The 16,680-nt window shown below is 43.0% G+C and carries 16 protein-coding genes; 14 read left to right on the top strand and 2 right to left on the bottom strand.

All coding sequences use genetic code 11. The annotated features are described in order from the left end of the window. The first annotated feature begins 11 nt into the window (after positions 1–11). The 3 genes from modA to modC are packed head-to-tail and all read left to right on the top strand — an operon-like array spanning position 12 to position 2,572. Positions 12–770, top strand: a complete 759-nt coding sequence (modA, locus tag L1D22_RS10080; protein ID WP_239829660.1) for a molybdate ABC transporter substrate-binding protein — start codon at positions 12–14, stop codon at positions 768–770. Further along, complete coding sequence (modB, locus tag L1D22_RS10075) at positions 771–1,469, top strand: molybdate ABC transporter permease subunit (protein WP_239829659.1); 699 nt, start codon at positions 771–773, stop codon at positions 1,467–1,469. Then, complete coding sequence (gene modC / locus L1D22_RS10070; protein ID WP_239829658.1) at positions 1,466–2,572, top strand: molybdenum ABC transporter ATP-binding protein ModC; 1,107 nt, start codon at positions 1,466–1,468, stop codon at positions 2,570–2,572. Before modB ends, modC begins: the two co-directional genes overlap by 4 nt. A gap of 311 nt (positions 2,573–2,883) precedes the next feature. Here modC and L1D22_RS10065 read toward each other — a convergent pair whose 3' ends face one another. Further along, on the bottom strand, positions 2,884–3,321 hold the full coding sequence (locus tag L1D22_RS10065; protein WP_017632818.1) for a DUF3069 domain-containing protein: 438 nt from the start codon (positions 3,319–3,321) through the stop codon (positions 2,884–2,886). Positions 3,322–3,473: 152 nt separating this feature from the next. Between L1D22_RS10065 and L1D22_RS10060 the strand changes: the two genes are divergently transcribed. Further along, positions 3,474–4,424, top strand: coding sequence for a diguanylate cyclase (locus L1D22_RS10060; RefSeq protein ID WP_239829657.1), 951 nt, complete (start codon positions 3,474–3,476; stop codon positions 4,422–4,424). Positions 4,425–4,497: 73 nt separating this feature from the next. Beyond that, the gene (locus L1D22_RS10055; RefSeq protein ID WP_239829656.1) at positions 4,498–5,508 is read left to right on the top strand and encodes a Solitary outer membrane autotransporter beta-barrel domain; all 1,011 of its coding nucleotides are present in this window, start codon (positions 4,498–4,500) and stop codon (positions 5,506–5,508) included. A 92-nt stretch (positions 5,509–5,600) separates the two neighbouring features. Here L1D22_RS10055 and L1D22_RS10050 read toward each other — a convergent pair whose 3' ends face one another. Continuing rightward, the gene (locus L1D22_RS10050; protein ID WP_239829655.1) at positions 5,601–6,842 is read right to left on the bottom strand and encodes a GGDEF domain-containing protein; all 1,242 of its coding nucleotides are present in this window, start codon (positions 6,840–6,842) and stop codon (positions 5,601–5,603) included. Between the two features lie 390 nt (positions 6,843–7,232). Between L1D22_RS10050 and L1D22_RS10045 the strand changes: the two genes are divergently transcribed. The 9 genes from L1D22_RS10045 (at position 7,233) to L1D22_RS10005 (ending at position 15,941) form a co-directional block, all read left to right on the top strand. Next, positions 7,233–7,601, top strand: coding sequence for a late competence development ComFB family protein (locus L1D22_RS10045; protein WP_176679669.1), 369 nt, complete (start codon positions 7,233–7,235; stop codon positions 7,599–7,601). A gap of 39 nt (positions 7,602–7,640) precedes the next feature. Then, positions 7,641–7,922, top strand: a complete 282-nt coding sequence (locus L1D22_RS10040; protein WP_239829654.1) for an HlyU family transcriptional regulator — start codon at positions 7,641–7,643, stop codon at positions 7,920–7,922. Between the two features lie 391 nt (positions 7,923–8,313). Continuing rightward, positions 8,314–9,864, top strand: a complete 1,551-nt coding sequence (gene pntA, locus L1D22_RS10035) for a Re/Si-specific NAD(P)(+) transhydrogenase subunit alpha (protein ID WP_239829653.1) — start codon at positions 8,314–8,316, stop codon at positions 9,862–9,864. Between the two features lie 10 nt (positions 9,865–9,874). Further along, entirely contained in the window at positions 9,875–11,272 is a 1,398-nt protein-coding gene (pntB, locus tag L1D22_RS10030) for a Re/Si-specific NAD(P)(+) transhydrogenase subunit beta (RefSeq protein WP_239829652.1), read from the top strand. A 282-nt stretch (positions 11,273–11,554) separates the two neighbouring features. Beyond that, the gene (gene vxrA / locus L1D22_RS10025) at positions 11,555–13,027 is read left to right on the top strand and encodes a sensor histidine kinase VxrA (RefSeq protein WP_239829651.1); all 1,473 of its coding nucleotides are present in this window, start codon (positions 11,555–11,557) and stop codon (positions 13,025–13,027) included. Continuing rightward, a complete protein-coding gene (gene vxrB, locus L1D22_RS10020) occupies positions 13,002–13,661 on the top strand; it encodes a response regulator transcription factor VxrB (protein WP_017632827.1) in 660 nt (219 codons plus the stop codon). Before vxrA ends, vxrB begins: the two co-directional genes overlap by 26 nt. Further along, entirely contained in the window at positions 13,661–14,548 is an 888-nt protein-coding gene (locus L1D22_RS10015) for a DUF2861 family protein (RefSeq protein ID WP_239829650.1), read from the top strand. Before vxrB ends, L1D22_RS10015 begins: the two co-directional genes overlap by 1 nt. Positions 14,549–14,598: 50 nt before the next feature. Continuing rightward, complete coding sequence (locus L1D22_RS10010; protein WP_239829649.1) at positions 14,599–15,747, top strand: conjugal transfer protein TraF; 1,149 nt, start codon at positions 14,599–14,601, stop codon at positions 15,745–15,747. A 41-nt stretch (positions 15,748–15,788) separates the two neighbouring features. Further along, positions 15,789–15,941: a YoaH family protein gene (locus L1D22_RS10005; RefSeq protein WP_004731009.1), complete on the top strand. Its 153-nt coding sequence runs from the start codon at positions 15,789–15,791 to the stop codon at positions 15,939–15,941. The last annotated feature ends 739 nt before the right edge of the window (positions 15,942–16,680 follow it).

Genomic DNA, 16,680 nt, shown 5'->3' with positions numbered 1-16,680 from the left:
AAGTGAGAACAATGAAAAAGTTAGTCACCCTTGTCACCTTAGCATTAACGATTTCGTTGAGTTCGACTCATCTTCTAGCGGCAGAAAAGCTACGAGTTTACGCTGCATCGTCTATGACCAACGCGGTTAACCTATTGGTTGAAGAGTTTGAAAAGAACCATTCGGTTGATGTTATTCCTGTGTATGCCAGCACATCATCTTTGGTGCGACAGATTGAAAGAGGGGCACCAGCAGACATTTTCATCTCAGCCAATGAAAAATGGATGACGCATTTAGTCGACCGAAAATACGTTTCTAGTGACAATGTCACTAATTTGTGTGAGAACGAACTTGTGCTGATTGCCCCTAAAGATTCTTCGGTATCGTTGGATCTCTCACAGGGTGAGCAATGGACTAAACTGCTGACGAATGAAAGACTTGCAGTAGGCAACACCATGTCTGTTCCTGCTGGTATCTATGCGAAAGAAGCATTGGAAACGTTAGGTGTATGGGGCGATGTGAGCAGTCGATTGGCACCAAGTAACAATGTTCGTATGGCATTGGCTTTAGTCGAACGCAGTGAAGCCAAACTCGGTATTGTCTACAAAACCGATGCGCTGCTCTCTAAAGAAGTGAATCTAATAAAGACGTTCCCGTCAGATTCACATACCCCAATACGTTACCCTGTAGCGAAAATGAGTGACAAAGTGATTGCAGAAGAGTTCTATACTTTCCTAGACACAGAAAAAGCGAAGGACATCTTGAATAGTTTTGGATTTGAAGTGCGTTAAATGAGTTACTTATCGGAATACGAATACCAAGCCTTAATGCTGAGCTTGAAAGTCGCTGGGTTTGCCATCTTATGGTTGATTCCTATCGGCATTGGCTTAGCGTGGCTGCTTGCTAAGAAACAATTTGTTGGTAAGAGCATTGTTGAGAGCATCGTGCATCTGCCTTTGGTTCTACCTCCAGTGGTCATTGGCTATTTGTTGCTGGTGATGATGGGGAGACAAGGCATTATCGGCTCTTGGCTCAATGAGGTGCTTGGTATTGTATTCAGCTTCAGCTGGAAGGGAGCGGCATTGGCATGTGTTGTTGTCGCGTTGCCATTAATGGTTCGCTCTATCCGACTTAGCTTAGAAACAGTCGACAGCAAACTGGAAGAAGCGGCAGCAACATTGGGCGCGTCACCTATTCGCGTATTCTTCACCATTACATTGCCTCTTATGATCCCCGGGATCATTACTGGCACCATGCTTTCTTTCGCAAGAAGCTTAGGTGAGTTTGGCGCGACAATCAGTTTCGTTTCAAATATCCCCGGTGAAACTCAAACCATTCCTTTGGCTATGTACACCTTTATTGAAACTCCTGGTGCAGAGATGGAAGCAGCACGTTTGTGTGTGATTTCTATTGTGATAGCGCTGGGTTCATTGATGCTCTCTGAATGGCTCAATAAGAAGTCGGCACAACGATTAGGAGGTAATGCATGAGCGCTTTGATCCTCCAATACCAACAACAGCTTGGCGAAACTTTCTTCGATATTGACTTAGAACTACCAAATAGCGGCATTACGGCAATTTTTGGTCGTTCTGGCGCGGGTAAAACATCACTTATTAATACGATTAGTGGCCTTAAACAGCCAGATAAAGGATTGATCAGTGTGTCAGGAACCACCTTATTCGATAGTGACAAGGGCATTAACTTGCCGACTCACAAACGTAACGTGGGTTATGTGTTTCAAGAATCGCGATTGTTTCCACATATGAAGGTGTCAGCGAACCTCAAATACGGAATCAAAGGCGTTGATAAGGCGCACTTTGAGCAAATCGTTTCGCTGCTATCTTTAAGCTCGTTACTTGAGCGCTATCCAGCTCGTTTGTCAGGTGGCGAGAAGCAACGTGTAGCGATTGGCCGCGCATTGTTGTGTAAGCCGAGCATTTTGTTGATGGATGAGCCTTTAGCCTCTCTCGACTTACCTCGTAAGCGTGAAGTGATGCCGTTTTTGGAGAACTTATCCGAAACGGTGCAAATCCCAATTATTTATGTCACGCACAGTCTTAACGAGATCTTACGCTTGGCGAACCACTTGGTGATTATCGATCAAGGTAAAGTGATATCTTCGGGTGTCACAGAAGAAGTATGGGCTTCAAGAGCGATGCAGCCGTGGCAATCATTCTCAGAACAAAGTTCATTGTTTGAAGCGACTCTCGCGGAGCACAATGAAGATTATGCGTTATCTCGACTGAAACTTGGCAAATCGACATCGTTGTGGGTTCAGAAGGTGTCGAGCGATATTGGGGCTGCAGTAAGGCTGCAAGTTAGGGCAAATGATGTCTCTATCACGCTAGAACAGCCGCAAAGCACTTCGATCCGTAATATCCTTCCTGTGACCATTAAGAGCGTAGAGACGCACCAGCAAGGCTCAAATAAGCAGAGTGTTGCGGTAGAACTGGAGTTAGAACCTGGTTGTTACTTGTGGGCGACCATTACCTTGTGGGCGTTGGACGAATTGAATTTGGAAATCGGTCAGCAAGTTTACGCTCAAATTAAAGGTGTGAGTGTTGCTCAGCGAGATATCGCGGTGACACATTAAATCTGACAAGGTCAGCTTTTCGATGTTGTCTTGGTACTGCAGGCTCTATGCACTGAAAATACGATCTTGATTCCATGAATGGAGACATGCGTCATTTTTATACGGTATAATTGCCAGCTTTGAGCCAAACTGTATGAGTGCAAAGTCATATTATTTGTGCAATGGCTTAACGAGGTGACATATCGATGAGTAAACAGATAATTGACGAAGAGAAAAAGCAGCAGGTACAAAAAAGCCGCTTGTTGAAGTAACATGCGGCTTAGTCATCAGTATTACTGTTGGCGCTAACCTAAAGTTAGGCGCTTGGCTACTTACTTAGTAAAAACTTCTTTAAAGTCACGCTTCAAGATAGCATCACGACGAGCTTTCTTGATTTGCTTAGCCATGTCTTTTACGCAGTTGTGTAAAATTTGGTCTAACAGTTGAGCTCGGTACTCTTCTTTCTCTTCGTCAGTCATGCCTTCTGGAAGTTTAAGAGTAGGGAACTCTTCCATCATGTTTACGCCAGCAAAAGCTTGGCTAACAGAGATTAGAGCGTGGAATTGCTCGAAGTTGTCCAAAACATTTTGTGCGCTTGCTGGAAGGCTGCTCCAAGTTTCACGCACTGCTTCTTCAGACACCTCATGAATAGAAGTAACCATGTTGTGCATCTCTTTAGGCACTTCATCAAATTCGATAACTTGGCGAAGCTCTGGCGAGATAGTGGTTAAATCGATTTCTTGTACTTCGTTGTTTGTAGCGTCTGACATAGTATTTCTCTTTAAAAAGAAACAATGCTAAAAAGATCTGTAAAAAAGTCAATATAATATAGAGATTAGGGCATGATTTAAGCCCAAATTTGAGCTACTTTGAATATTCAACGCTAGATAAAGGTGATGTGATGATAGAAAAGGGATCTTCGATGCGCATATTGCTGGTTGATGATGTTCAACTAGACAGGATGCAACTTGCTATTCGACTCAAGCAACTGGGTCACATCGTGGAAGCTGTCGGTAGCGGAAAAGAAGCCCTAAACGTCTATTCTGATTTTGATCCTGAACTTGTGTTACTGGATATTAACATGCCAGACATGGACGGTTTTGAGGTCGCTAACGAGGTTCGTCGACAATTCCCAGAGTGGGTGCCTATCATCTTCTTGAGTGGTCATGAAGAGCCAGAAATGATCGCCAAAGCGATTGATGCTGGTGGTGATGATTACTTGATCAAGCCTGTAAACAAAGTAGTCCTCAATTCTAAGTTGATTGCGATGCAACGTATCGCGCACATGAGGCGTGAGCTAAAACAAAGTACCGCGAAACTTGAAGAACTCAATATACTCCTGCAACAACAAGCCAACGAAGACGGCTTAACCAAATTATACAACCGTCGATATATGGATACTAAACTTGAAGAGAGCATTGCGTGGCACGGAAGACGTAATATATCCATGACTGTCATACTTCTAGATGTAGATTTCTTTAAACCTTACAACGATAATTACGGCCACCTTCAAGGGGATAAGTGCTTACAAGGGCTTGCTAATACCTTGAAACAACTGTTCGTTCGTGCGGGAGAGTTTGTTGGCCGCTACGGTGGTGAAGAGTTTGTTTTGATCTTAAGTGACACGGACAACGAAGCCGCTAAATTACACGCGACTCGTATAAAGGAAGCCTTGCATGAAATGAACTACGCCCATGCCCACTCGACCGTATCTGATAGAGTGACAGTGTCACAGGGTGTGCTCTCCTTTGTGCCTGAGGGTGACGAGTCCATCGCTTCTATATACGAGAAGGTCGACCAAGCGCTTTACCAAGCAAAGCAAAGTGGTAGAAACACCTTCATACAACGCAACATTTTGGAACTTGCTCGTTAGTTAGCTCTTTTAGAAATTTGAATTTATACTTCTATTAGCGTTTGAGCTAGGAAGTACTTTAGTGATAAGAGAAATGCCACATTCAAAGCCATTTTCTATGGCGAGTACATATTGGATATTTGCGGTTCCACTATTTCTTACCGCTTTACCAGCCACTGTTAATGCTAACTCGCTATCTGATGTTTTCCGAAAGGATTTAGAGCAGAGCTTTGCCACCAGCGTATTGCTCAACGATACCGATGTTTTCACCTTTGGTATCAATAATTTCGATCCAAATAAAGTATTTCATTTAGATAATGAAGATATCGGTTCGAATGATTCGGTGAGTCGTCGACAAAACATCACCTCTCTCAGTTTGCCTTACACATTTGAATTACCTGGTTATATTGAAGACAATCATCAAGAGGTGGCACTACGCTTGTCTGCATTGCGGATAGAGAATGATGTTGAGTTCGCTTCAGAAAACAAAAACGATTTTCAAAAAGAATCTATAGTTTCTGGATACGTAGAATTCGTAAATGTGTCCCAGTTAGATGAATATTGGAGTTTTAGTTCTGCAATCGGTAACCATATCTCTTACTATCGTAACGACTATAAATATCGAGCTTCATTACTAAAGCCGATTCAAGATCAACTGGATGGTGTATATCTCAATACTGACGCTTGGGCGTACATAATCGAGCCAAAAATCAAGCTAACTTACGAAGATAAGAACGATTGGGGCAAGTATAAATTGAGTACCAGTTGGCATTATTTTAATGGTGTTGGTTGGGGAGAGGCTAACAACGGCGATGTGGGGAACCCGGAAGGTTGGTATATTGCTAATGAAGCGAAGATCTTTTATGACTTAGTTCGTTGGGATAAGAACATTACGTCCATGTATTCGAGCATCAAGAGAATTGATATTGGTGGTGATACCGTCGTGCCTATGGGTACAACGTCGTATTACGAGGGCAGTGTAGGCTGGCTGCTTAACCCAAACTTATTTAACGAATGGGTCGATAATGTGGGCATTGGCTTTACGATCAATTACGGAAGCAGTTTGAAAGGTGGGAGCTTGGTGATCTTCTTTAACCAAGATTAAACACTTGCCAAGTGCCATCAACTTCCACCATGCGTAAGCTGTCTTACAATGATTACTATCGCGATGGTAACTCGATCTTTTAGCTGTAGCGTTTAACTGTTAACGCACAGTTTGTTTCGGCCGGTTTCTTTCGCTTTGTAGAGCGCGTTATCGGCAAGCTTCAACACTTCTTCAGGATGTCTGGTGGTTGTACTATCAGAAAGCCCAATACTGACAGTCACATTCACCACTTCATTTGGCTTGCCATTCTTGCCACGCTTTTTCATACCTACTTCATGGTCATCAGGGCGGTCGTTTGTGTTACGAATTATCATGTCGTAATTCTGAATCTCAGAAATCAAAACTTGCAGATGCTCTTTTACTTGATCGGTGTGCTTACCTTTGAAAATGATCGTGAACTCTTCACCACCATAGCGATAAGCTTTTGCACCACCAGTTGTTTCTCTCAATATACGAGCGACTAGCTTCAATACATCGTCGCCAATGTCATGCCCGTAGGTATCGTTAAATTTTTTGAAGTGATCGATATCGACCATTGCCATTGAGTACTTACGCCCTAAGTGCTTCATATCCACTTCTAAAGCATGACGGCCAGGGATGTTAGTCAGTTGGTCATTAAAGGCCATGTCGTGGCTTGCAGACATCACGTAGATGATAATCAAGGTCCCTGACAACGAGAACATGGTACTGGAGATGTACTGAACGTCGAAGAAGATGAATGTACAAGAAGAAAGCAGGATAGCGCTGTAAACCACAACATCGATAGAGCGGTTATACACCAACACTAGAATGGCAGTAAGGCCAAGCAAGCAAAGGCTATACAACACTAACACAAAAGGCAGTTTGGAGAAGTCTCTAACAATGAACAAAAGGCCTTCACTCCATGATTCAAAACCGCCGTCATGGAAGTGAGAAACGATCAGTTGCGCCCAAACCATGAATAGAACAAGAACCAAGACATATAGAAACATCGACTTTGAGTTAACGCCGTTATCGGGGAAGGCATACACCAGTAAGCAGGTAACAGGCACTAATGCTGCAAGCAACGAGAGCTCTAATAAAGTCGTTCCAGTATTGAGAGGCGTTTGTAAACGAACTTGGATGATCAGGTAAGCGAGAAGCATGGTGACAGACACCATAGCCATTCGACCTTGTTTAAATGTGTGGCACAGTAAAACCGCAACGCTCAATAAAATATATGGAAGGTTGCTAGCAAACCCTAAGTTTGAATCCGTCACAAGAATGACGTTGTTCATACCTGCAAGTAAAATTGCTAGAAGGAGTAAAGGGAAGCAAAATCGAAACATGCTCGACGTTACAAAAGATGATGCCATTTATGTGGTGAGCCTAACTATAATGATGATCTTATTAATTAATACTATACGTAGGATACGGTTAAACAAGCGATTGCCAAGCATTTTGCTTAAATGAGAGTAAAAACATAGCCATAGGTCGCTATTGGTGCAACCAAGTTTATATGTATTTGAGTTGCTATTAACCGTAGAACGAACTACACAGTATATATGAGAAATTAATTAGTCGTTATAGATACTTAACAAAACCTAGGTGGTTTGTACTTAATGGTTACATGCTGAGCAGCAAGCAATGTAAATCTGTAATGAAGTTCGAGTAAGCTTTATAACGAAGTTAAAGTGAGTTTTGCGATTAGGTTGTTCATTGTTCAGTACTAGGTCATAAACAACCGCTACAAATAGAGGTGTAGTATGCAAATAAGTGTGGATGTACACAATTATATGGAAACTCTGGTGGGCCACGTGTTGGCTACCGAGGAATATGTGTCTAGTTATACGAACGAACAGTTGGCGGATCTTGCATGTCTGGCTTTAGGTCAGCTTAAACCAATCTACATTCGTTTCGATATCGATTTTCTTTCAGCGCTGCCGGAAGACAAATTGGTGCTCTACAAACGTAATAGTGAGATCGCGGTCAAAAATGCAGAAAGTATGATTATTGACGATCGAAGACGTGAACGTAACGACAATGTGCCCGTTATATTTAGTCAACACAATTTTGATGATGACGTAGAATTGCAATGGTATGAAAAGCCATTGTTGAACCGTAAACAGTCATGATAGTTTAGTGTCAGTACGGTCATTTAAGGAGTAAAAAACGTGGGATTCTTATCTAGATTATTTGGTGGCAAAGAAAAAAACGAACAAAAAGTAGAGATTGAGCCAGTCGAATATAAAGGCTTCAATATCTATCAAGATGCCATTGCTGAATCTGGTCAATACCGTGTTGCTGGGCGAATCGAGAAAGAAATTGACGGTGAAATTAAAACTCATCGTTTTATTCGTTCAGATGTTGTTTCAAACAAACAAGATGCCAATGAATTGATGCTCAAGAAATCGCAGATGTTCATCGACCAAATGGGCGACAACATATTTAGCTAGCCAATTAGGGTTAGAATTGATGTTGGTCATAATTTAGAGAGCTTTCAGTGTATATGCTGAAAGCTCTTTTTAGTTTTAGGGACAAAGAACAGCTAGTCGGTTGTTATTAAAAGGATTATTGGCAAGTGGTTTGACCTCTTTGTTCGAGATGGCCTTCATTTATCGAAATTACGCGCTCAAATTCTATCCAAATCGTTATAAGTAATAACTTTTTCTGTTCTTTGAACAAAACGCTTGAAGTATTAGTTGTCGTTAGATACAAACGAATAAGTCATTGTGCCAATAGTTGAAGTGTCGCTATGCAAATTGGTGTAGCCAAGTGCGCTTACGACCTCTTTAATTTGTCTTTGGTAAGAATAATAATCACAAATTGATACACAAGGAGTCTAATTTGTTGATAGGTGTACCAAGAGAAACGCTCGCTGGTGAAACGCGAGTCGCTGCATCGCCGAAATCGGTCGAACAGCTTCTAAAGTTAGGATTTGAAGTTTGTGTTGAATCACAAGCAGGTGCGCTAGCAAGTTTTGAAGATTCAGCTTATGAACAAGCTGGTGCAAAAGTTGTAAGCGCAGATGAAGCTTGGAAATCCGATATCATCTTTAAAGTTAACGCCCCGATTGTTGACGAATCTAAAAATGAAATCGATCTACTTAAAGATGGCGCAACATTGGTCAGCTTTATTTGGCCTGCTCAAAACCCAGAATTAATGGAACAATTGTCCAGTCGTAACATCAACGTGATGGCGATGGATTCTGTGCCTCGTATTTCAAGAGCTCAAGCTCTCGATGCGCTAAGTTCTATGGCAAACATTGCGGGTTATCGTGCAGTTGTTGAAGCGGCACATGAATTTGGTCGATTCTTCACAGGTCAAATTACAGCGGCAGGTAAAGTTCCACCAGCGAAAGTACTGGTTGCAGGTGCAGGTGTTGCTGGCCTAGCGGCAATTGGTGCAGCAGGTAGCTTAGGTGCCATTGTTCGTTCATTCGATGTTCGTCCGGAAGTAAAAGAGCAAGTAGAGTCCATGGGCGCTGAATTCTTGGAAGTGGATTTCCAAGAAGATACGGGCGCTGGTGATGGCTATGCGAAAGAGATGTCTGAAGCATTCAACAAGAAAGCGGAAGAGCTCTATGCGGCTCAAGCAAAAGACGTCGACATCATCATTACAACGGCACTGATTCCAGGTCGCCCTGCACCTAAGCTGATTACCAAAGAGATGGTCGATAGCATGAGTGCGGGTAGCGTGATTGTGGATCTGGCGGCTGCGAACGGCGGTAACTGTGAATACACGGTTGCAGATCAAGTCATCACTACTGCGAATGGTGTCAAAGTTGTTGGTTACACGGATATGGTTGGTCGTTTGCCGACTCAATCTTCTCAGCTGTACGCGACTAACCTTGTTAACTTGTTGAAACTGCTCTGCAAAGAAAAAGACGGCAATATCAATATCGACTTTGAAGATGTTGTGCTGCGTGGTGTTACTGTGGTTAAAGAGGGAGAAGTCACTTGGCCAGCTCCACCAATTCAAGTTTCTGCTCAACCTCAACAACAAGCTAAACCAAAAGCAACGAAACCCGAGCCTAAAGTTGAAGAACCTGTTTCTCAAATTAAGAAAGCGGCGGGTATGGCGGTTGCTGTTGGTGCATTCGCTTGGATAGCTTCGGTTGCTCCTGCTGCGTTCTTATCTCACTTTACCGTTTTTGTTCTCGCTTGTGTGGTGGGTTATTACGTAGTTTGGAATGTTAGCCATTCTCTTCATACGCCTTTGATGTCTGTAACGAATGCGATTTCAGGGATCATTGTGGTAGGTGCGCTATTACAGATTGGACAAGGAAGCGGCGTCGTGACTTTCCTATCTTTCATTGCCGTTTTAATTGCAAGTATCAATATCTTTGGTGGCTTTACCGTGACCAAACGTATGCTTGAAATGTTCCGTAAAGACTAAGGAGTAACAGATGTCTGAAGGATTAGTACAAGCAGCTTATATTGTTGCTGCTGTATTCTTTATTATGAGCTTGGCTGGATTATCGAAACAGGAATCTGCACGTGCAGGTAACTATTACGGTATCACGGGTATGGCAATCGCGTTGATCGCGACGATCTTTGGCCCTCACTCTGCAGGTATTGTGTGGATCATCATTGCAATGGTGATCGGTGGTGGTATTGGTATCCACTACGCAAGAAAAGTAGAAATGACTGAAATGCCTGAACTGGTGGCAATTCTGCACAGCTTCGTTGGTATGGCAGCGGTACTTGTGGGTTACAACAGCTACATCGATCCACCGGCGGCTGTGTCACTTAACCCTGCTGATATTCATGCAGAGCACGTGATCCACCTAGTAGAAGTATTCCTTGGCGTATTTATCGGTGCTGTGACGTTCACAGGTTCGATTGTTGCGTTTGGTAAGCTTCGCGGTGTTATCTCTTCGTCTGCACTGAACATTCCTCACAAGCACAAATGGAACCTAGCGGCTATCGTTGTTTCTACACTGCTTATGATCATGTTCGTGAAAGCAGACGGCAGCATGTTTGCACTGATGGTAATGACCCTTATCGCATTTGCATTCGGTTACCACCTAGTGGCATCGATTGGTGGTGCAGATATGCCAGTGGTTGTTTCTATGCTGAACTCGTACTCAGGCTGGGCAGCGGCGGCGGCAGGTTTCATGCTTGCGAACGACTTGCTTATCGTAACCGGTGCACTCGTTGGTTCGTCAGGTGCAATCCTGTCGTACATCATGTGTAAGGCGATGAACCGTTCGTTCATTAGTGTTATCGCTGGTGGCTTTGGCCAAGAAGTCACAGTATCTGATGGCGATGAAGAGCAAGGTGAACACCGTGAAACTTCAGCTAAAGATGTGGCTGATATGCTTAAGGACTCTAAGTCAGTGATCATCACACCGGGATACGGCATGGCAGTAGCTCAAGCTCAGTATCCAGTGCACGAAATCACTGAGAAGCTAAGAGCGCAGGGCGTAAATGTTCGATTTGGCATCCACCCAGTTGCTGGTAGGTTACCGGGTCACATGAACGTACTGCTTGCTGAAGCAAAAGTACCTTACGATATCGTTCTTGAAATGGACGAAATTAACGATGACTTCGACGAGACAGATACTGTATTGGTTATTGGTGCAAACGACACCGTCAACCCTGCAGCACTAGAAGATCCAAACAGCCCAATCGCTGGCATGCCAGTTTTGGAAGTTTGGAACGCTCAAAATGTTATCGTGTTCAAACGTTCTATGAACACAGGTTACGCCGGTGTCCAAAATCCACTGTTCTTTAAAGAGAACACACAGATGCTGTTTGGCGATGCGAAACAGAGTTGTCTGGGGATTTTAGAGCACCTATAAGGTTTGTTCTAAAATTACTTGTAAACGAAGGAGCTCATTTGAGCTCCTTTTTTTTATCTTACGAAAGCGACCCTATGTGTGGACTCAGCTGTTACGAAACAGGCCAAGCCTATGCAACACCTGTTCGAATTGAGGCTGGGCGCTAAAACTAGTCAGCTAGCAGGTGTGTGCAATGTTGCCGTCATATATCGGACTTTATCTCTGTAACTCGCCATTCTCACTGCTTTTCATGCGGTTAAAATTTATCTTTGATAGCGAATGGTATATATTTGGTTGATCTATATGAATTTGCGTTGGTTTGTGATCATCAAAAGAACATTTACTCTTCTAATCGCTACGTTGTCTGTGTCAGCAAACGCATTTGCTGACTCTTTACCTGAGCGTATCGATAATTTCACCAAACTCTTTGATCATGAAACGGCAATCGAATCTTACGATATTCGAGTGCTGCAGGCTGATTATCCAACACGCTTGATCATGCCATCTTCTATGCTGCCACAAACATCAGAGTACCCGTTAAAAGATATCCAGCGCTTATACCAGTTATCAAAAACCTGTAGCGGTAAACTGCCGTTAAGCCCTTTGATTACTGAACCGTTAGTTTTTACTCGTGCAATGTGTAAAGGCACCAAGCTTTCTGATCGTTGGTTTAGCCGTAGTGGTTTGATTCATCCTGGCGGCGGTTCTTATGCTGCGCGATACGTTGAGAAGTACCCAGAAAAGTTCGACTCTCTGAAGCGCTTTATGCATATTCAAGAGCGACCAAACACCGAACATGATGAATTGTTGTCTCGTTTGCAGCAGATGGATAGCGAAGCTATTACTGCACTTTTAGCTGGCGCGAGTATGTTTGTTGAGCTCGATGAAATGTGGGTCAAACGTGGCGACAGATATTACCTATACAAAGAGTCTGACTGGCATGAAAACGCGACGGTAGCGGGGTTGTCGTTCAGCTTATCTTCAGAAGGTAAGAGCTGCTTCGTCCAACGTGGTAATGTGTGTTGGGAAATTGAAGATCACTCTGAACTGCTTCAGGTCGCAATGTTCATTTTGGTGATTGCCAACATCATGCTTGTGCTAGGTTGGGCGATATATCGTTGGAACAGTAAGAAACAGGAATTGAAGAGTCGTATGTTGGTTCTTCAGATTTTAACACACGAACTGAGAACACCGATTGCGAGTTTATCATTGACCGTTGAAGGCTTCAGACGTGAGTTCGAACACTTACCTGAATCGGTATACGATGAGTTCCGTAGGTTATGTGAAGACACGCGTCGTTTAAGGCAGTTAGCAGAAGCAAGTAAAGACTACCTACAGTCGGACAACCAACCACTCGCAACTGAGTGGGTGCCAAGTGTCCAAGAGTGGTTAGAGTACAAAGTTGCAGAAGATTTTGCGCCGGGTATTGAACTGCGCATTAACCAAGATATTGCTGCAAAAGTGAACGTATATTGGTTAGGAACGTGTATCGATAACCTGATCAGAAATGCTGTGAAATACGGTGTCGCACCAGTGATACTAGAACTGAATACTTCTGACAAGAAGCTGACATTCAAAGTTATAGATAATGGAGACTTGTCCCGCAAAGACTGGGGGCAACTAAGAAAGCCATTCGTTAGTAAGAGTGGACTTGGTTTAGGTCTGACGATAGTAGAATCTATGGTCGGAAAAATGGGCGGTCACATGACGCTAATCGGCCCCCCGACAACATTTATTTTGGAGATACCTTGTGAAACAGACATTGCTTCTCGTTGAAGATGATAAAAATTTAGCTGACGGTTTATTAGTTAGCCTTGAGCAAGCTGGATATGAATGTTTGCATGCAGAACTGATCTCTGAAGTTGAAGGCTATTGGGAACAAGCGGATCTGGTTATCCTAGACCGTCAACTTCCTGATGGTGACTCAGTAGATTCACTTCCTGGCTGGAAGAAAAAGAAAGATATCCCTGTAATTTTGCTAACAGCATTAGTTACAGTAAAAGATAAAGTCGCGGGCCTAGATTCGGGTGCAAACGACTACCTAACGAAGCCATTCGCAGAAGCAGAGCTGTTTGCTCGTATTCGTGCTCAACTTCGCTTACCAGACGCTGAAGAACAAGATGCATCAAAAGTTATTGCTCAAAATCTTGTTATCGATAAAGCAACTCGTGAAGTGTTTTTCAACGAACAAGAAGTAACGCTAACACGTACCGAGTTTGACCTACTATTGTTCCTGGCAAGCAACCTTGGTCGGGTTTTCACTCGTGACGAGCTACTTGATCACGTATGGGGTTACAACCACTTCCCAACAACACGTACAGTAGACACACACGTTCTGCAACTTAGACAGAAACTGCCGGGTCTAGAAATCGAAACGCTACGTGGCGTTGGCTACAAGATGAAAGCGTAATGAAAAAAGCCTTACTTCCACTGTTATTGCTGTCTGGCGTGTTCAATACCGCGCACGCAACAGATTGGTTTAAGAACAGCGATGCTCTAACCCAAGTACACAAACATCTATTGGATAACGATTTGTCCCAGATGTTTGATTCATTCGTGGAAGTTTGGCAAATCAATGCTTCTCAATCTAGAGAAGAGCACCTCAATGAACTATTCGACCAAGCGTTGAATAAAGATTGTGGTAAAACCCTCACCAAAAAGACATTACCGAGTTGGATAAGTTCGGTGGTCGTAAAAAGACACGTCATTCAAAGCCCAGGGCGAGATACATTCCGTGTTGCGATTGAGGTTGAATCTGATAACAACATTCAAGACATCACTCTCGAAAAATGGGTCGATAAAGTTGTCTCGTCTGATAGCGAATTCACCAAAGAGAACGAAGTCGTCAACAACGCCTCAGTCAATATGTATCGCAAGCGCTACAACTTAGCGTCACAGCTCGATTCTGGTTTGTATCGTTTAAACGTGAAAGGTGATGGCGGTAATTCTTGGAGCACTTGGATTATTCTTGGCGAAGTTGCCATGCGTCAGCAAGTTCGCTGGGCATCTAAAGACACGTGGCGTATCGATAAAAAAGAACTGCTTAACCCTTATTGTCCACTTCCTAAGCTTGAAGTTGGTTTGTACGATTATGTCGACGAGCACTACGAACAGGTGTGGGGCAAAACTTACGAATCGGATTATCCGATGAATCTCACAGGTGAAGATCTCCCCAATGATCGCTACGTACTTGCCGTTTCGATGATACATTCGCGCTGGCAAGGCGACATAACGATAGAACAAGCACAAACTATCAGTAAAACTTATGATATTTCTAGCGAAGAAGAGTTAAAGTAATTTAAAATTGTGCCGTTAACTATGTAAGGGATCTAACAAAGATAAACGGCATGAAAAAAACGACTAAACTACTCGCAGCGTCAATTGCATTCGCCAGTCTTCCTCTTTCAGCAGCAAACTACGCCATTGAAGCGCGTGGTGATGCGATGGGTGGTGTTGGTGTTGTTTCTGCAAACTTCTTAACCGCTCCATTCTATAACCCAGCATTGGTTGCAATCTATCGTCGTAACGATGATATGGGCATGATTACGCCTAGCTTTGGTGGTAATTATAATGATCCTAACGATATGAAATCGAATATCGATAGTGTTATTGATGCTTCAAATACTGCTGATTTAGATGCGGCGCTTAATAGACTTGATGGTAACCAAGCTAATGTAGAGCTTGGTGGTGTTGTCGCATTTGCACTTCCTAACCAGTTTGTTGCTGCAAACCTATTTGCTAAAGCTTACACAGAATCTTTTGCGACGCCTGATGTTTACACAACCGGTTCCGATACGGACAAAGTGGAGTTGTCGACCGTTGAAGCGGTTTCAATCGGTGTAGCCGAAGTCGGCCTTTCTCTTGCTAAATACCAAACCTTCATGGGCCAACACATTTCATTTGGTATTACACCTAAAATCCAACGTATATACACATACAACTATGTTGCTTCAGTTAATGATTACGACCTGTCCGACGTAAGAGAAAACAGTGACGGTGAAACAGCTTTCAACATGGATGCTGGTGCTCTTTGGTTCTTTGGTCCATTCCGAGTCGGTGTTGCGGCAACCAACTTAATCTCTCGAGATATCGAAACTAAAGATACAACGAGAACACTAACCAGCAGCACAACTGGCGCGACTCACCAAGTCGGTGGTAAATACACTTATCAACTTGAGCCTGTTTATACCGTTGGTGCAGGTATTGTGTCTGACTACTTTACGTTAAGCGTCGATTACGATTTGAATGAGGCGGAGAAGTTCACCTCATTTGATGATAACGAGCAGATGATTCGTGTGGGTACTGAAGTCGACCTGCTACGCCAGCTTAAGCTAAGGGGAGGGTACTACAAGAACCTGGCTTACTCTGATTCGGAAGGAACAGTCACAGCCGGTATTGGTTTGTCTCCGCTTAATTTATTCCAGTTAGATATCAGTGCTAACTACACGAATGAAAATGCGATGGGTGCTTCAATCAATTTCCTTGCTAGTTACTAACAGTCCTTATATAGTTCTGCTCCTAAATAAAGGAGCAGAGCATGCTAAACGACTTACCAACCCTTTCTCACGAAGAACAACAGAAAGCTGTTGAACGAATTCAAGAAATGATGACTCAAGGCATCAGCACAGCACAAGCTATCAAAATCGTTGCTGAGCAAATTCGTGAAGAAATGAGTAATAAAGAAGAGTAGGGCATCAGCCCTTCTTTTTTACCCACATAATGCACTATAACTAAATATATTACCCTCTAGTATATTATCTCGTTCATACCAATACTTCATCCAGCCTAAGTCCTGACCTATCCAAAGTTCTTAAGTTTAACTTATTCAGTTAGTTACATCAGAGTAATCCACTTTGTTGGCGTTTATTGCTTTCTATTTGTAATTTAATTACAGGTAGCCCTGAAAGTAAAACAACTGTCGTTTTGGGTGTCAGTATTTATGTCACCGTGCCTAAATGGTTAAATATATGGCGTTTTTTCGGTCTGGTGACGCTGTGACTTTAATTTTAAAAGCATATAATCAGGAGAGTGCGCGTAAATAGATGGTTGGGTATTTGAACTAAGAACAGAGCTAAATAAGTAGTATCCGAACTGCTCAATACCGATAGCGGGATCGATTTAACTCGGCTTAACCCAATCTTAGTCAGTCAAATATGCTAATTTCAGAATAGATATTTAGGAGCATAGGGACGTAAAGAAGCTATTTATAGGGCAGTGCTCTGGGAGGGTGCAATCACCCTGAGAGTCCTACTGTCGAGTTATTCAGGGTAACAAGAGGGAGCTTAAAGGTGTGAGTTGATTGGAGTAGCTATGTCGAGTCAGCAAAGCTTAATTATGACTTCGTTTAATCAGGTGTTGAGAATCTATTGGCTACTATACGATACAGATAGCGACAGAGCATTAATTGAGTGTTGTATAGCTGCAGTCTC

The sequence above is a fragment of the Vibrio sp. Isolate34 genome, assembly GCF_022397915.1.
In the GTDB taxonomy this organism is placed as follows: Bacteria; Pseudomonadota; Gammaproteobacteria; order Enterobacterales; family Vibrionaceae; genus Vibrio.
Note: the sequence above shows the minus strand (reverse complement) of the source record. Positions and strands in the feature narration are given on the sequence as shown.

Bases quoted from the DNA above. Each gene is read 5' to 3' on its own strand.
- L1D22_RS10055 (WP_239829656.1), top strand. From the start codon at position 4,498: ATGCCACATTCAAAGCCATTTTCTATGGCGAGTACATATTGGATATTT.
- L1D22_RS10045 (WP_176679669.1), top strand. From the start codon at position 7,233: ATGCAAATAAGTGTGGATGTACACAATTATATGGAAACTCTGGTGGGC.
- L1D22_RS10015 (WP_239829650.1), top strand. From the start codon at position 13,661: ATGAAAAAAGCCTTACTTCCACTGTTATTGCTGTCTGGCGTGTTCAAT.
- modB (WP_239829659.1), top strand. From the start codon at position 771: ATGAGTTACTTATCGGAATACGAATACCAAGCCTTAATGCTGAGCTTG.
- pntB (WP_239829652.1), top strand. From the start codon at position 9,875: ATGTCTGAAGGATTAGTACAAGCAGCTTATATTGTTGCTGCTGTATTC.
- L1D22_RS10050 (WP_239829655.1), bottom strand. From the start codon at position 6,842: ATGGCATCATCTTTTGTAACGTCGAGCATGTTTCGATTTTGCTTCCCT.
- vxrA (WP_239829651.1), top strand. From the start codon at position 11,555: ATGAATTTGCGTTGGTTTGTGATCATCAAAAGAACATTTACTCTTCTA.
- L1D22_RS10010 (WP_239829649.1), top strand. From the start codon at position 14,599: ATGAAAAAAACGACTAAACTACTCGCAGCGTCAATTGCATTCGCCAGT.
- L1D22_RS10005 (WP_004731009.1), top strand. From the start codon at position 15,789: ATGCTAAACGACTTACCAACCCTTTCTCACGAAGAACAACAGAAAGCT.
- L1D22_RS10065 (WP_017632818.1), bottom strand. From the start codon at position 3,321: ATGTCAGACGCTACAAACAACGAAGTACAAGAAATCGATTTAACCACT.
- L1D22_RS10060 (WP_239829657.1), top strand. From the start codon at position 3,474: ATGCGCATATTGCTGGTTGATGATGTTCAACTAGACAGGATGCAACTT.
- modC (WP_239829658.1), top strand. From the start codon at position 1,466: ATGAGCGCTTTGATCCTCCAATACCAACAACAGCTTGGCGAAACTTTC.
- modA (WP_239829660.1), top strand. From the start codon at position 12: ATGAAAAAGTTAGTCACCCTTGTCACCTTAGCATTAACGATTTCGTTG.